The organism is Microtetraspora sp. NBRC 13810, from assembly GCF_030268685.1.
Classification (GTDB): Bacteria; Actinomycetota; Actinomycetes; order Streptosporangiales; family Streptosporangiaceae; genus BSRQ01.
In genome coordinates this window covers 1-13,622 of record NZ_BSRQ01000036.1, presented here as the reverse complement: position 1 = coordinate 13,622, position 13,622 = coordinate 1, and the positions used below count along the sequence as shown (strand labels likewise).

13 protein-coding genes, 1 tRNA gene and 1 pseudogene are annotated in these 13,622 nt (G+C 73.6%); 7 read left to right on the top strand and 8 right to left on the bottom strand.

What is annotated here, in order from left to right:
* Positions 1-8: 8 nt before the first annotated feature.
* On the bottom strand, positions 9-500 hold the full coding sequence (locus QSK26_RS40200; protein ID WP_285780629.1) for a DUF1990 domain-containing protein: 492 nt from the start codon (positions 498-500) through the stop codon (positions 9-11).
* 166 nt (positions 501-666) lie between these two features.
* Between QSK26_RS40200 and QSK26_RS40195 the strand changes: the two genes are divergently transcribed.
* On the top strand, positions 667-1,413 hold the full coding sequence (locus tag QSK26_RS40195; RefSeq protein ID WP_285780628.1) for an SAM-dependent methyltransferase: 747 nt from the start codon (positions 667-669) through the stop codon (positions 1,411-1,413).
* Positions 1,414-1,416: 3 nt separating this feature from the next.
* Here QSK26_RS40195 and QSK26_RS40190 read toward each other — a convergent pair whose 3' ends face one another.
* The 3 genes from QSK26_RS40190 to QSK26_RS40180 all read right to left on the bottom strand — a co-directional run bounded on the left by QSK26_RS40190 (position 1,417) and on the right by QSK26_RS40180 (position 4,704).
* On the bottom strand, positions 1,417-2,586 hold the full coding sequence (locus QSK26_RS40190) for a serpin family protein (RefSeq protein ID WP_285780627.1): 1,170 nt from the start codon (positions 2,584-2,586) through the stop codon (positions 1,417-1,419).
* Between the two features lie 112 nt (positions 2,587-2,698).
* Entirely contained in the window at positions 2,699-3,310 is a 612-nt protein-coding gene (locus QSK26_RS40185) for a hypothetical protein (protein ID WP_352244486.1), read from the bottom strand.
* The gene (locus QSK26_RS40180) at positions 3,307-4,704 is read right to left on the bottom strand and encodes a selenium-binding protein SBP56-related protein (RefSeq protein ID WP_285780626.1); all 1,398 of its coding nucleotides are present in this window, start codon (positions 4,702-4,704) and stop codon (positions 3,307-3,309) included. The genes QSK26_RS40185 and QSK26_RS40180 overlap by 4 nt, the downstream gene beginning before the upstream one ends.
* 189 nt (positions 4,705-4,893) lie before the next feature.
* Between QSK26_RS40180 and QSK26_RS40175 the strand changes: the two genes are divergently transcribed.
* On the top strand, positions 4,894-6,342 hold the full coding sequence (locus QSK26_RS40175) for a vWA domain-containing protein (RefSeq protein WP_285780625.1): 1,449 nt from the start codon (positions 4,894-4,896) through the stop codon (positions 6,340-6,342).
* Positions 6,343-6,397: 55 nt separating this feature from the next.
* On the opposite strand, the gene QSK26_RS40170 is transcribed toward QSK26_RS40175, so the two are convergent.
* Positions 6,398-6,943: an EF-hand domain-containing protein gene (locus tag QSK26_RS40170; RefSeq protein ID WP_285780624.1), complete on the bottom strand. Its 546-nt coding sequence runs from the start codon at positions 6,941-6,943 to the stop codon at positions 6,398-6,400.
* Positions 6,944-7,163: 220 nt separating this feature from the next.
* On the opposite strand from QSK26_RS40170, the gene QSK26_RS40165 reads away from it, so the two are divergent.
* A tRNA-Ala gene (locus tag QSK26_RS40165) sits at positions 7,164-7,236 on the top strand.
* Between the two features lie 38 nt (positions 7,237-7,274).
* Positions 7,275-8,063 (top strand): class I SAM-dependent methyltransferase, encoded by a 789-nt coding sequence (locus QSK26_RS40160; protein WP_285780623.1) that lies wholly within the window; start codon positions 7,275-7,277, stop codon positions 8,061-8,063.
* On the opposite strand, the gene QSK26_RS40155 is transcribed toward QSK26_RS40160, so the two are convergent.
* Positions 8,058-8,447 (bottom strand): winged helix-turn-helix transcriptional regulator, encoded by a 390-nt coding sequence (locus tag QSK26_RS40155; protein WP_285780622.1) that lies wholly within the window; start codon positions 8,445-8,447, stop codon positions 8,058-8,060. The genes QSK26_RS40160 and QSK26_RS40155 overlap by 6 nt on opposite strands.
* 103 nt (positions 8,448-8,550) lie before the next feature.
* Between QSK26_RS40155 and QSK26_RS40150 the strand changes: the two genes are divergently transcribed.
* Positions 8,551-9,519 (top strand): NADP-dependent oxidoreductase, encoded by a 969-nt coding sequence (locus QSK26_RS40150; protein WP_285780621.1) that lies wholly within the window; start codon positions 8,551-8,553, stop codon positions 9,517-9,519.
* Positions 9,520-9,689: 170 nt separating this feature from the next.
* Here QSK26_RS40150 and QSK26_RS40145 read toward each other — a convergent pair whose 3' ends face one another.
* Positions 9,690-10,652: an ArsR/SmtB family transcription factor gene (locus QSK26_RS40145; RefSeq protein ID WP_285780620.1), complete on the bottom strand. Its 963-nt coding sequence runs from the start codon at positions 10,650-10,652 to the stop codon at positions 9,690-9,692.
* Positions 10,653-10,695: 43 nt separating this feature from the next.
* Complete coding sequence (locus QSK26_RS40140) at positions 10,696-11,682, bottom strand: GlxA family transcriptional regulator (protein ID WP_285780619.1); 987 nt, start codon at positions 11,680-11,682, stop codon at positions 10,696-10,698.
* Between the two features lie 72 nt (positions 11,683-11,754).
* Between QSK26_RS40140 and QSK26_RS40135 the strand changes: the two genes are divergently transcribed.
* Positions 11,755-13,053 carry an MFS transporter gene (locus tag QSK26_RS40135; RefSeq protein ID WP_285780618.1) on the top strand — a complete coding sequence of 433 codons (1,299 nt, stop codon included), beginning with the start codon at positions 11,755-11,757 and terminating at the stop codon, positions 13,051-13,053.
* Positions 13,031-13,622 (top strand): annotated as a pseudogene (locus QSK26_RS40130) (hypothetical protein); the annotation flags it as partial. The gene QSK26_RS40135 and the pseudogene QSK26_RS40130, both read left to right, overlap by 23 nt.

Genomic DNA, 13,622 nt, shown 5'->3' with positions numbered 1-13,622 from the left:
TGGCGGGGTCAACGGCGCAGGCCGTATCTGAGGGAGAGGGTGTAGAGGCGGGCGAAGAGGTGCTGGCCGATCGCCGCGGCCGGGCCGGTCAGGCGGGGGAGGCGGGCCGGGCGGGAGAAGGCGGTGAGGGTGAACCACAGCGTGCCGCCGGCGTCCCGCTCCACCATGAAGGACTCCTCGCCGATCTCCGGGTGGCCGGGCAGCGTGCCGTACGCGAAGCCGGCCCGCCGGTCCTCCTCGACCGTCCACACCACCCGGCACGGGATGCGCAGCGGGCCGAGGCGGCAGACGACGGTCACGCCGGGGGCGGCGCGCGGCGCGGAGGCGACCGGGCGCAGGCCGAGCCGGGCGTGCACCCGCCAGGTCAGCAGCTCCTCGGCGGCGCGGGGCAGCGAACCGTGCGACAGCCGGGCGCGGTGGCGCAGGTGGTGGTAGCCGGGCGGCAGCGGAGGCTCGCGGGTGGCGCCCGCCTCCGGATACGTCAGTCCTGTCTCGGTCATCGACGGCTCCCTTCCCCGTCGCCCGCGCTCCGGCGACCCCGCGCGGACGGCCCGCCCACCCCTATGCCCCAGGCGACCGCGACCGCACCCTCCCACCGCCGACCGGGCCCGGCGAGGCGGGGAAAACCGGTTGGTGGGCGGGTGGCGGAGTGGTGAGGATGGCCGCATGTCGCTACGCCTGCATGAGATCGCGGAAGGCCGGAACCGCATCCTCAACCCGTTCACCGACGACAAGCTGGAGCTGCTGGGAGAGGTCGCGCGGCTGCGGCCGGGGACGCGGCAGCTCGACCTGGCCTGCGGGAAGGGGGAGATGCTGTGCCGGTGGGCCGACCGGCACGGTGTGGAGGGCGTCGGCGTCGATCTGAGCGAGGTCTTCCTGACCGCGGCGCGGGCCAGGGCGGCGGAGCTGGCGGTCCAGGACAGGGTCAGGTTCGAGCACGGCGAGGCGGCGGCCTACCTGCGCACGTGCGCCGGCCGGTTCGACGTCGTGTCCTGCGTCGGGGCCACCTGGATCGGCGGCGGCCTGCGAGGCACGATCGAGCTGATGCTGCCCAAGGTGGAACCGGGCGGCATCCTGCTGGTCGGCGAGCCGTACTGGATCTCCGAGCCGCCTCCCGGGGCCGCCGAGATGCTGGGCTTCCGCCGGGAGGACTTCGGGACGCTGGGGGACACGCTGGACCGGTTCGACGCCGCCGGGGTCGAGCTGCTGGAGATGGTGCTGGCCGACCACGACAGCTGGGACCGTTATGTCGCCGGCCAGTGGTGGACCATGAGCGACTGGCTGGCGGCCAACCCCGGCGACCCGGACGCCGGGGCGCTGCGCGACATGCTCGACCGCTCCCGCCGGTACCACCTGCGTTACGGCAGGCAGCACATGGGGTGGGGCGTCTTCGTGCTGCGGCCGGTGGCCTGACCCTCACCTGGACGGGTCGGCCACCTGCCCGATGAACAGCGGCGTCCGGGTCTCCGTGTGCACGACGGCGAAGGCGAAGGGGCGGTCGGCCCGGAAGGTCGCCTCGGCGCTGGGGCCCGCCGAGACGGGGAACGCCAGCCCGGTGACCGCCGCCGCCTCGGTGCCCCACTCGTCCACCGAGATGTTCGCCCGGTGCACGGCCTGGTCGAGGGTGAGGCCGTCGGCGATGCCGGAGAAGTCGGCGCCTGGCCGCAGCACGGACGTCCCGAGGTCGATGTCGGTGGCGAAGTCCCAGCGGGGTATCGCCAGGGCGACGACGGTCTGCCGCAGGCCGTCCGCGACCTGGGCGAACGTCGCCGGGGTCAGCAGGTCGCCGGGTGTGCCGCCGGCCCGGGGGAGCAGCAGCCACATGGCCAGTTCGCCGCCCGCGTAACGCAGCTCCACCGCCTGCCAGCCCGCGCCCTCGGCGTAGCGCCTGGCCCCCACGTCGCCGATCAGCTCGACCCGCGTGGTCGTGCCGTCCGCGCGGGTGAAGACGCCGGGCCCGGGAGAGGATCCCGAGACGAGCGGGTGCTCCCAGTCGGCCTTGAGGTAGAGGGCGTTGGCGAGGACGAGCCGGGTGTTCGCCGGTAGCCGTTCGAAGAGCTTCGTGATCCGGCCGGCGGTCTGCCGGTCGGTCCACGCGTTGATCTCGTCGGCGGCCTCGGCTCCGAAGTCGACGGTGTGCACCCCGGTGCCGTACTGCGCGGTGACCGTGCGCAGGAAGTCCTGTTTGACCGGCAGGCCGTCCTGGGCGAACAGGCCGTGGGCCAGGCCGACGACCGGCGGCGCGGGCGGTCCGCTGCCGTCCCCGCGGGTCTCCTGGCCGGGCGGCGGTGGCGGCGTGCCCTCCTCGATGGTGACGATCCGCCTGGTGATCGTGTTGAACGCGGTGTGCGGGCCGGCGGCGGGGAAGCCGAACACCCGGTCCAGCTCCGCGCCGGCGGAGGCTCCCGCGCCGGCCCGGGCCATGCCGTAGGCGACCCCGACGCTCAGCGGCGAGAGCACCGTGTTGGCGAGCGGTCCGGCGTTCGCGGTGTACAGGGAGTGGCCGAAGGCGGTCAGGCCGCGCACGGCCTCCTCGACGGGGGCGTCGGCCGGGGTCTGCCTGCTCACTCCTTCTGCGGTCAGCACGCGTGATCCTCCATCCTCGGTGAACGGGGCACAGGCGGTGAGGGCCGCGGCGAGTACCACCGCGGCGAGGTACGGGCGCATAGCCCTAAGACGTGTCCTACCCCGTAATGGTTCACGCGGTCAGGGCCAGTGCCCCGCCGGCGACGATCAGGGCGACCGCCCAGACGAGGTCGAGGTTGAACCACGCCTTACGCAGGACGGCCACGCCGAGCCGCTCGTAGACGATCACGGCCAGCAGGGTCATCACGGCCAGCATGGCGGCCGTGTGCACGGCGGTGGCCGTCACCGCCTCCGTGGTGAGGGCGAGCGCGGCGGTGTCGCCGGCGCGCAGGGTGACCGGGAGCAGCATGAGCCCGGCGCCGTGCGCGGAGGCCATCAGGAACGACCAACCGGCGAGTTGGCGGGAGGTCACCCGCATGCCCACCCAGCGCGGGTGCCGCCGCCGCAGCAGCTTGTGGACCCCGAAGCCGCAGACCAGGGCGGCGACCGCGTAGGCGACCGGGCGCGGCGGCACGGCCAGCCGGGCGAGGGTGACCAGGCCCAGCGTGACCAGCACAGATCCGGCGTGGCCGAGCACGATCGGGGGCAGCGCGCGCAGCACGGCGGCCCGGGAGCGCTCCTGCAACCCGAGGGCGACGGCGAAGAGCCAGCCCATGGCCGGGTTCAGCCCGTGGAAGGCGCCGAGCCCGGCCAGGAGCAGTAACGACGTCAGGTCCCAGGTCACGGGAAGCAGTAGGAGTCGGAGGAGGCGTCGCCGCCCTGCAGGCGGATCTGGTGGGCGCGGCGGCCGTCGGCGGCGAAGTCCACGAAGAACGCGGGATCGAGGGCGAGCGAGCCGTCCTCGCCGAGGTCGGCCCGCACCATCCAGCCGGAGATGCCGCTCGGGTAGAACACCTCGTCCCAGGTGCGGTAGAGCGAGTTGGTGAAGTAGGCCCGCCGGCCGTCGCGGCTGGTCTCCACCATCTGCGGCCCGCCGTTCAGCGGGCGGCCGGGCACGGCCGGGTGCGCGGCGCGGCCGGCGATGCCGCCGAGCCGCACCGACCCGGTCTTTTTGGGATGGAACGGATCGGAGACGTCGTAGGCCAGCAGTTCGCCGGTGCCCCACGCGGAGATCAGCAGGAACCTGTCGTCCAGCGTCAGGGAGATGTCGGTGACCAGCGGCGGCACGGCGCCGAACTGCCTGAGCGGCTCGGGCAGCAGGTCGGGCGGGGCGGGCTCGGCCGGGACGGTGACGGTCTTCTTCGCCCGCCAGACGCCGTCGTCGAGGTACCAGGTGAAGACGCTCGCCGACAGGTCCTCGGCGTTGATCACGGTGTTGACGAAGCCGTACGTCTTCGTCGGGTCGTGCGCCGGGCGCAGCTCCAGGGCCATCTGGTGCTCGTCGCCGAGGTCGATCTCCTGGAGGTGCACGCGTCTGCGCAGGTCCCAGACGTGCAGCCGGTGGCCGTACCGCCGGTTGACCAGCAGGTCGAGGTCGGGGCCCGCCTCGATCATGTTCGGGGTGCCCCACTCGCTGGTGAGCATCGTGTCGTGCCCGAGGTGCCACCAGAAGTCGTAGTGCAGCCGCTGCGGCCCCCGGTCCACCTCCCAGCGGCCGAGCGGCTCGAAGGTGTCGTGGTCGAGCATGAACACGCCGCCCGGGGCGTCGCCGTCCGCGTCGCCGAGCGCGCTGACGTAGATCGCGTCGGTGCCGCAGTGCACGGTGTGCGGGCGGCTGTACCCGGTCCGCTCGATCACCGTCTCCGGCTCGATCGTCTTGACCAGCTTGGGTGTCCTGGGATCGTCCTTGACGTCGAAGACGTAGATCCGCGAGGAGCGCAGGCCCGGCACGACGAGGTAACGCCGCTCCACGTGCGGGTGCGGGGCGTAGGGGCACAGGGCGGCGCTGCACACGTTCCAGCCGAAGTGGTGGAACTCGTCACCGGGTACGGAGGCGTCGTGCACGTGCACGATCGTGCCGTAGCCCGGGGAGTCCGGGTCGAGGTCGACCGTGGCCAGTCCGTCGGGCCGCCCGCCGCCTCCCGCATCCAGCAGGGCGACGTAGGCCAGTCGCTCGCGCGGCCCGCGCATCGCCTCGCGAGGCGAGGGGTAGAAGGTGGGATCGGGTTGAACGAGCATGTGTTCCCCTCCTGTGGGACGTTGCGGGGGGTCACGGAGAAGAGTTGCCCGATCGCGCAGCGCTCAAGCGCCCCCGGAGGTGAGCGGTCACGGACCGGGCACGGTATGCGTTCGCTTGGGTGAAGGACCCGGCGGAGCCGGCCGGGCCGTCGTCGAACGAGATGACGCCGAACCCCTGGAGGCGACATCGTGACGTCACGTCCACTCGTGATCGTGTTCGCGGCCGCGACGCTCCTGCTGCTGGCGGCGTGCGGCGGCGGGGCGGGGGAGCACGACCGGGGGAGCCCGGGCAAGCCCGCCGCCCAGGAGGCGCCCGGCGCCGTGTCCGGCGACGGACCCGACTCGGCGCAGATCTCCACGTTCGCCCTGGACGTGGACACCGCGTCGTACGGCTACGCCCGCCGTACCCTCCAGGAGGGGCGGCGGCCCGATCCCGGCGCTGTGCGGGTGGAGGAGTTCGTCAACGCGTTCCGGCAGGACTACGCCGAGCCGGAGGGCGACGAGTTCGCGGTGCACGTGGACGGCGCCCGGATGCCGGAGAACGACGTGGCGCTGCTCCGGGTCGGGCTGCAGACGCGGTCGGCGGGCGAGGCGGCGCGGCGGCCGGTCAGCCTCACCTTCGTCGTGGACGTCTCCGGCTCCATGGCCGAGCCGGGCCGCCTCGACCTCGTCAGGTCGGCCCTGCACCGGCTGGTGGACCGGCTCGCGCCGGGCGACCAGGTCTCGATCGTGGCGTTCAGCGACGAGGCCAGGGTGGTCGCCCCGATGACCCCGGCGGGCTCCCGGGCCGCCCTGCACGAGGCGATCGACGGTCTCGCCGTGGAAGCCTCGACCGACCTCGCCGCCGGGCTCACCGCCGGCTACCGGGAGGCGTCCCGCGCCCGGCGTGACATCGCCACGAACCGGGTCGTCCTGCTGTCCGACGGCCTCGCCAACACGGGGGTGACCGCCTGGCAGGCCATTCTCGACCAGGTCGAGGAGCACGCCGGGCGGAAGATCACCCTGCTGTGCGTGGGCGTCGGCCGGGAGTACGGCGACGAACTGATGGAACGGCTGGCCGACAACGGCGACGGCGCGGCGGTCTACGTCAGCTCCGAGGAGCAGGCGCGCGAGGTGTTCGGCGACCGGCTCACCACCCACCTCGAACTGCGCGCCCGCGACGCCAAGGCGCAGGTCGTCTTCAACCCCTCCGTGGTGGAGTCCGCCCGGCTGCTCGGCTACGAGAACCGCGCGCTGGCCGACGAGGAGTTCCGCGAGGACGCGGTGGACGGCGGCGAGATCGGCCCCGGTCACTCGGTGACCGCGCTCTACCGGGTCACACTGCGCCCCGGCGCGCGCGGGCAGGTGGCGATGGCCTCGGTCCGCTGGCAGGACCCCGACACCCGGCAGCCGGCCGAGATCAGCGAGTCGGCGGACACCGGGGCGCTGGCCGGGTCGCTGTGGCGGGAGGCCCCCGCCCGGCTCCAGGTGGCCGCCGTCGCCGCGACGTTCGCCGGACACCTCCGCGGGGACGCGGGCGAGCGGCCGTGGCGGCTGGACGAGCTGGCCGGCCACGCGGACAGACTGGCCGCCGAGACCGGGGACCCGGCGGTCACCGAACTGGCCGAGCTCATCCGGCGGGCCGGCGAGGCGTCCTGACGGGTGCCCCCGTCCGGGATCGGCGAGGTGCCCCGTCCAGGATCGGCGAGGTGTTCTAGCGGGTGCCCTCGCCCAGGATCGGCGGTCCTCCGCGCACCTCGCGGCGGTAGTAGAAGTCGTACATCGCCTGGGCGAACTCGTCCTTGGACAGGCGGCCGTCGCGGTTGACGTCGAGCAGGTCGAACGCCCGCCGCGCGGCCCGCCCCTCGACGTCGAACGCCGCCCACAGCTGCTGGTACTCGGCACGGTCGAGGTGCTCGTCGCCGTCCCGGTCCATCGCGTCCCACAGGGCGTCGGTGATCGGCCAGACCACCGACGCGACGAACGCCATCCGGTCCAGCCCCGGCTGCAACGCGTACCCGACGTACTGCTTCCTGGCGATCCGCCCGTGCCGGTCGCCGTCGATCAGCGTGATCGCGTTCTCCCAGGCCGTGGCGTACCCGTTGTGGATCAGCCGACTCTCCCGGGCGGGGACGGAGAACCCGAGCCGGTAACACAGCATCGACGCCACCGTCGCCATGTCGTCCTTGTCCAGGAAGCCGTCATGATCCATGTCGCTGGTGTCGAAGGCGGAGCCCACGTTCCGTTCTCGGCGCCCCATGGGTAATGCTCCTCTTCCAGTCCGGACATTCCGGCTTTTTCCGGCTTTATGGGTCGCGACGACAGGCGGCGCGACTCTCTCACGGACACGCAAGGTAGCAGGCCGGTCGCATCATGCATCTGTATACGGGGTGGCTGATCAAACGGTTACGGCCATGTGCCCGGAGTCCTATACACTGGCGTCGTGCCGCCCGGGCGTACGCCGGGGGCGGGCACACCAAGGGGCTATGGCGCAGTTGGTAGCGCGCCTCCATGGCATGGAGGAGGTCTGGGGTTCGAATCCCCATAGCTCCACCTCTTGGGGGCCGAAGTCGCGGGTCTATCTTGGGCGTGTGAGCGACTTCGGCATGCATCGTGACATTTCCCCCGACACCTTCCAATCGCACGCCTCCTCCTTCGGGCAGGAGGCGGCGCTCTACGCCGAGTCGCGGCCCGACTATCCCGACGCGGCGGTGCTCTGGGCCCTGGAGCCGGTCGCCGGGCGGTCGCCGTTGCGGGTGCTGGACCTGGGGGCCGGGACGGGGAAGCTGACCGAGGCGCTGCTGCGGCACGCGGGCGAGGTCGTCGCGGTGGAGCCGGACCCGGCGATGCTCGGCGAGCTACGCCGGTGGCTGCCGGAGGTGCGCGCGCTCGGCGGCTCGGCCGAGGAGATCCCGCTGCCCGACGGCTCGGTCGACGCCATCCTGGTCGGGCAGGCGATGCACTGGTTCGACCTCGACCGCGCCGCCCCCGAGATGGCCAGGGTGCTCACCCCGGGAGGCGTCCTCGCCGGGCTGTGGAACACCCACGACGACCGCGTCCCGTGGGTGGCCGAGCTGTCGCGGGTGTCGGACCGCAGCATCCGCACCTTCCGCGACTGGAGCCCCGAGGGCTTCGACCTGGCCATGCCGCGCTTCCCGGCGATCGAGCACGCCGCCTTCCCGCACGCCCACCGCAGGACGGCGGAGTCCCTGGTCGCGACGATCGCCACCCACTCCCAGGTGCTGCTGCTCCCCGAGGCCGACCGGTCCGCCCTGGACGGGCGGATCACGTCCTATCTGCGGTCGCTCCCGGAGACGGCCGAGGGCGAGTTCGACGTGCCCCTGGTCACGGCGGTGATCCGGGGCGTCGTCGCGTCATGACACCGGCTGGATCTCGTCCAGGTGGTCCTCGACCCAGGCGCGCAGCCCGGCGAGCGGGATCGCGACGCTGCGGCCGAGGCCGGTGAGGGCGTACTCGACGTGCAGGGGGACCGCCGGGTAGATCGTGCGCGCCACGAACCCGGCGCTCTCCAACCGGCGCAGGGTCTGGGTGAGCACCTTCGGGCTGACCCCCTGCAACCGCCGCTGGAGGTGGCCGAACCGCTGCGGCCCCTCCTCCATGGCGCCGATCGCCAGCGCCGACCACTTGTTCGCCAGCAGGTCGAGCACCTCCCGGCACGGGCACTGGGCTGCGTAGACGTCGTGGGGGTCGTGCTTTCCCGTGGCGCACTCCATCGTCATCGCGCGGCCTCCCTCGCTTTTCACTTCCCAACGGATAGTAGTCGCCCTTGATAGTTACTACCACTCTTCGGGTAGCTTCCAGCTGATCAGGAAGAACACCGAGAACGGCAAGGTCAAGGAGATCGACATGTCCGCATCCACCATGCGCGCCGTGACCCAGGACGCCCTCGGCGGCCCTGAGGTGCTGCGCCTCACCGAGGTGCCGAAGCCGCAGCCGCTGCCGACCGAGGTGCTGGTGCGGGTGCACGCCGCCGGGGTGAACCCGGTCGACTGGAAGACCCGCTCCGGCGGCGGCATGGCCCACGTGCTGGGTGAGCCGCCCTTCATCCTGGGCTGGGACGTCTCCGGCGTCGTCGAGGAGGCGGGCTTCGGCGTGACCACCCTCGCGCCCGGGGACGAGGTGTACGGCATGCCGTGGTTCCCGAGGCAGGCCGGGGCCTACGCGGAGTACGTGACCGCGCCCGCGCGGCAGTTCGCCCGTAAACCGGCCTCGCTGGACCACGTCCGCGCCGGCGGCGTGCCGCTGGCCGTGCTGACCGCCTGGCAGACGCTCGTCGACACCGCCCACGTCGAATCCGGGCAGCGGGTCCTCGTGCACGCCGCGGCCGGCGGCGTGGGCCACTTCGCCGTGCAGATCGCCAAGCACCTGGGCGCGCACGTCATCGGCACGGCCCGGGCCGCCAAGCACGACTGGCTGCGCAAACTGGGCGCGGACGAGCTCGTCGACTACACCACGACCCGCTTCGAGCAGGCGATCGGTGACGTGGACGTCGTCATCGACCTCGTCGGCGACGCCCACGACGCCACGAGCACCCGCTCCCTGGAGGTCCTGCGCCCCGGCGGCCTGCTCGTCGCCGTGCCCTCCGGCGCGGCTCCCGAGCTCACCGCCGAGGCCGAGTCGCGCGGGCTGCGCGCCACCGCCTTCCTGGTGGAACCCGACGGCTCCGCCCTCACCCACATCGCCCGCCTCGTCGACGACGGCGTACTCGACGTCGAGGTCAGCGACGTCTTCCCGCTGGCAGCGGCCGCCACCGCCCACCGCCAAGGCGAACAGGGCCGCAACCAGGGCAAACTCGTCCTCCAGGTCACCACCTGACCCCGGGGGTTCAGCCCGCGGCCCGTGGCGGGATCCTGCCCGCGTGGGCGTCGCCGCCTCGGCAGAGCGTGCGTCCGCGCCCGGACCGACAGGGGGTTGTGCGCCAGGTTGCCGGAGAGCGTGTGTGGGTGTCCCAGGGGTTCGGAGGAGGGGCGCTTGTGGGGGTGGGGTCAGGAGGCGTCCATGAGGGCGTCGCCGAGAGGGGTGCGGCGGTAGAGGACCGTGCGGCCGCTGCGGGCCTTGGAGACCAGGCCGGCTCTGCGCAGGACCGCCAGGTGGTCGCCGACGCCGCCGATCGTCATGCCGAGGCAGGCCGCCAGGTGGGTGGTCGCGGCCGGTGAGTCGAGCGCCCCGAGTACGGCGGCGCGGCCCTTGCCGAGCAACGCGCCCAGGCTCTCCGGGGCGACCGGTTCGCTCTCCCACAGGGCGGCCACACCCCGTGCCGGATAGACCAGTCCGTAAGCGCGAGGCGGATCGAGGTAGACGCAGCCACCGCCGAAGGCGCCGGGCATGAGGACCAGGCCGACCCCGCCGAGCCGGTGCGAGGGCCCGCCGGTCGTCCCCAGGTGGATCCGGCTGTCCGGGCGCATCCGCATCTTCACGTCGAGCCCTTCGAAGGTGTGCGCCCAGCCGTACACGGCGAGCTGCCCCGCCCGCCGTACGATGTCGCGCTCCAGCACCGCGCGCACCCGTGGCCACGACGGCGCGATCAGCGCGGCCCACACCGCCTCCAGCGCGTCCGCGACCCTCGCCGCCGCGTCCTGCCCCGCCAGAGCCCGGTCCACGGGGCGGTCGCGGTGGCTCAGCTCCAGGTCGGCGCGTGCCCGTTCGGGGGGCGTGCGACGGACCTGGGCCAGTTCCTCGGCGAAGGTGACATCCGTGCGGTCCGGCGGCACGCAGAAGAAGTCCGGGAGGTAGTCGGTGAAGCCGAACAGCCTGTCCAGGGCGCGCAGGGCGGGGTCGGCGGCCAGCAGCACGCGGTAGCGGTCACGGGCCCCGCGCGCCCAGATCGCCGCCCCCGGCTGCCGCGCCTGCCCCGCCAGCACGGTCAGCGCCCCGACGACCTGAGCCATCGGCGACAGCCCGAACCGCGTCCTGGCCAGATCCTCACTGGTCACGTCCAGATAGGCCATGGGCCCCCTCTCCGCGGCCTCCGCCGTGGAGGCCCCGGCGGTCTCATCGGGTTCCCGCGGTCGCGAGGGGGGTGGACGCGCGGAAGGTGCGGCGGTAGGCGAGGGGGGTGACGCCGACGGCGGCGTGCAGGTGCTGGCGGAGGGAGACGGCGGTGGCGAAGCCGGAGCGTCGCGCCACCTCGTCCACCGGCAGCGCGGTGGTCTCCAGCAGCTTGCGGGCGTGGTCGACGCGCCGCTGGGTGAGCCAGCGCGCCGGGCTGAGGCCGGTCTCCTCGCGGAAGCGGCGGGTGAAGGTGCGCACGCTCATCCGCGCGTGCGCGGCCAGGGTGGCGAGGTCCAGGGGCTCGTGCAGGCGTTCCAGCATCCAGACGCGGGTGGCGCCGGTGCTGGCGTCCATGCCGCAGGGCAGCGGGCGTTCGATGAACTGCGCCTGGCCGCCCTCCCGCCACGGCGCCACGACGCAGCGGCGCGCGGCGGTGTTGGCGACCTCGCTGCCGTGGTCGGAGCGGACGAGATGCAGGCACAGGTCGATGCCGGCGGCCACCCCGGCGGCGGTGAGGATGTCGCCGTCGTCCACGAAGAGCACCTCCGGGTCGAGCAGCACCCGGGGGAAGAGCCGGCGGAACCGGTTCGCGTGCCGCCAGTGCGTGGTGGCCGGCCGGCCGTCGAGCAGCCCCGCCCCGGCCAGCACGAAGGCCGCCGTGCAGATCGACACCAGCCTGGCCCGCCCGGCGGCCTCGCGCAGCGCGCCGAGCACCGGCTCGGTCACGATGCCCGAGCGCAGCGCGGCGCCGCCGTGGATGCCGGGCAGCAGCACGGTGTCCGCCTCGCGCAGCACCTCCAGCCCGTGGTCCGGCACCAGCGTGTACCCCGACGAGACCCGGACCGGCGCCCCGCCGGGCGTGCAGACGGCCAGCTCGTAGAGTGGACGGCCGGTGGCGTCCTTGGCCGTGTCGAGGATCTCCGGCCCGGCTCCGAGGTCGAACCCGGCGACCTCGTCGAGGGCGAGCACCGCCACACGATGTGTCATGGCCGGATTCTTACACATAATGGCTATCGGGCCACTCGTCATGACATGGCGGTCATCGTGATGATTGCCGTCATGACTTTGACGGCCGACGGCAAGAACCGGCGCACCCGTCCGCGCCTGCACCGCGCCTGGCTGGTCGCCGCCGTGGCCCTGGTGGCACTGGTGGGCGGCGCCGGGTTCCGGGCCACCCCCGGCGTGCTCATCACACCGCTCCAGGACGAGTTCGGCTGGTCCAGCGGGACCATCTCGCTGGCGGTCTCGATCAACCTGCTCCTCTACGGTGTGACCGCCCCCTTCGCGGCGGCGCTCATGGACCGTCTCGGCATGCGCCGCGTGGTGAGCTTCGCGCTGCTGCTGGTGGCTTTGGGCAGCGGGCTCACCGTCTTCATGACCGCGAGCTGGCAGCTCGTCCTGTGCTGGGGCGTCCTCGTCGGCCTGGGCACCGGCTCGATGGCGCTGGCCTTCGTGGCGACCGTCACCGACCGCTGGTTCGTCCGGCACCGGGGCCTGGTCACCGGCGTGCTCACGGCGGGCGGCGCGGCGGGGCAGCTCGTCTTCCTCCCGGTGCTGGCCGCCCTGGCCGGGAACCAGGGCTGGCGGACGGCGTCGCTGGTCGTCGCCGCCGCCGCGCTCGCCGTGGCGCCGTTCGTCTGGGGACTGCTGCGGGACCGCCCCGAGGAGATCGGCCTCACCGCGCTGGGCGCCGACCCGGCCACGCCGAGGCCGGCGCCGCCCCGGGGCGGCGCCGCCGCCAGGGCAGTGAAGGTGCTCGGGAGGGCCGCGCGCACCAGGCCGTTCTGGCTGCTCGCGGGCGGCTTCGCGATCTGCGGCGCGAGCACGAACGGCCTGGTCGGCACCCACTTCATCCCCGCCGCGCACGACCACGGCATGGCCGAGCCGACGGCCGCGGGCCTGCTCGCCCTGGTCGGCGTCTTCGACATCGTCGGCACGATCGCCTCGGGCTGGCTGAGCGACCGCGTCGACTCGCGGATCCTGCTCGGCGCCTACTACGCGCTGCGCGGCATCTCGCTGCTGATCCTGCCCAGCCTGTTCGCGGCGACCGCCGAACCGAGCATGCTGATCTTCATCATCTTCTACGGCCTGGACTGGGTCGCCACCGTGCCGCCCACCGTCGCGCTCTGCCGGCGCATCTACGGCCCCGACGGCTCGGTGGTCTTCGGCTGGGTCTTCGCCTCCCACCAGGTGGGCGCCGCGATCGCCGCCACCGCCGCCGGCCTCACCCGCGACCACCTCGGCAACTACGACGCCGCCTGGTACGGCGCGGGCTTCCTGTGCCTCGTCGCGGCCATGATGTCGGTGCGGCTCGCGGGGAGGGCATCCTTGGATGGTGAACGAGTCCGAACAGCATGACAAGCGTGCGCTGCCGATCGTGGTCAGGATCGAGCGCGCCGACCCCCCTCAGCGGACCGACGCGCTGGAGGCCGCCGCGCTGGCCGTGCTGACCCTGCTCACCGATCCCCGGGCCACCGGCGAGGGGGAGTGGGCGCCGGCCGTGGCCGCCTGGGAGACCGTCGGCATCAGGAAGGTCGTGCGCCGGGCGCGCGGCGCGGAGTGGCGCAGGGTGCTCGACCTGCCCGGCATCACCGTCGCCGTGCGCACCGCCGAGGTGCGGGTGCACCCGCCGGTCCCGCTCGACGACTGGCCGCGAGACCTGTCCCGCCTCCAGGTCAAGGGCACCGAACTGACCGACACCAACCCACCCGCGCCACTCGCCCCCTCCGCCGAGCCGTCCGCCTCCGCCGTTGAGCCGCCCGCGCCGCTTGCCCCCGCTGTCGGGCCGCCCGCGCCACTCGCCCCGGCCGCCGGGCCGCCCGCGCTGCTCGCCTCCGCCGTTGAGCCGCCCGCGCCGCTTGCCCCCGCTGTCGGGCCGCCCGCGCCACTCGCCCCGGCCGCCGGGCCGCCCGCGCCACTCGCCCCGG

What these genes read in the sequence shown, in the direction of transcription:
- QSK26_RS40200 (WP_285780629.1), bottom strand. Translation starts at nt 500, where the DNA reads ATGACCGAGACAGGACTGACGTATCCGGAGGCGGGCGCCACCCGCGAG.
- QSK26_RS40195 (WP_285780628.1), top strand. Translation starts at nt 667, where the DNA reads ATGTCGCTACGCCTGCATGAGATCGCGGAAGGCCGGAACCGCATCCTC.
- QSK26_RS40180 (WP_285780626.1), bottom strand. Translation starts at nt 4,704, where the DNA reads ATGCTCGTTCAACCCGATCCCACCTTCTACCCCTCGCCTCGCGAGGCG.
- QSK26_RS40170 (WP_285780624.1), bottom strand. Translation starts at nt 6,943, where the DNA reads ATGGGGCGCCGAGAACGGAACGTGGGCTCCGCCTTCGACACCAGCGAC.
- QSK26_RS40150 (WP_285780621.1), top strand. Translation starts at nt 8,551, where the DNA reads ATGTCCGCATCCACCATGCGCGCCGTGACCCAGGACGCCCTCGGCGGC.
- QSK26_RS40145 (WP_285780620.1), bottom strand. Translation starts at nt 10,652, where the DNA reads ATGGCCTATCTGGACGTGACCAGTGAGGATCTGGCCAGGACGCGGTTC.
- QSK26_RS40140 (WP_285780619.1), bottom strand. Translation starts at nt 11,682, where the DNA reads ATGACACATCGTGTGGCGGTGCTCGCCCTCGACGAGGTCGCCGGGTTC.
- QSK26_RS40135 (WP_285780618.1), top strand. Translation starts at nt 11,755, where the DNA reads ATGACTTTGACGGCCGACGGCAAGAACCGGCGCACCCGTCCGCGCCTG.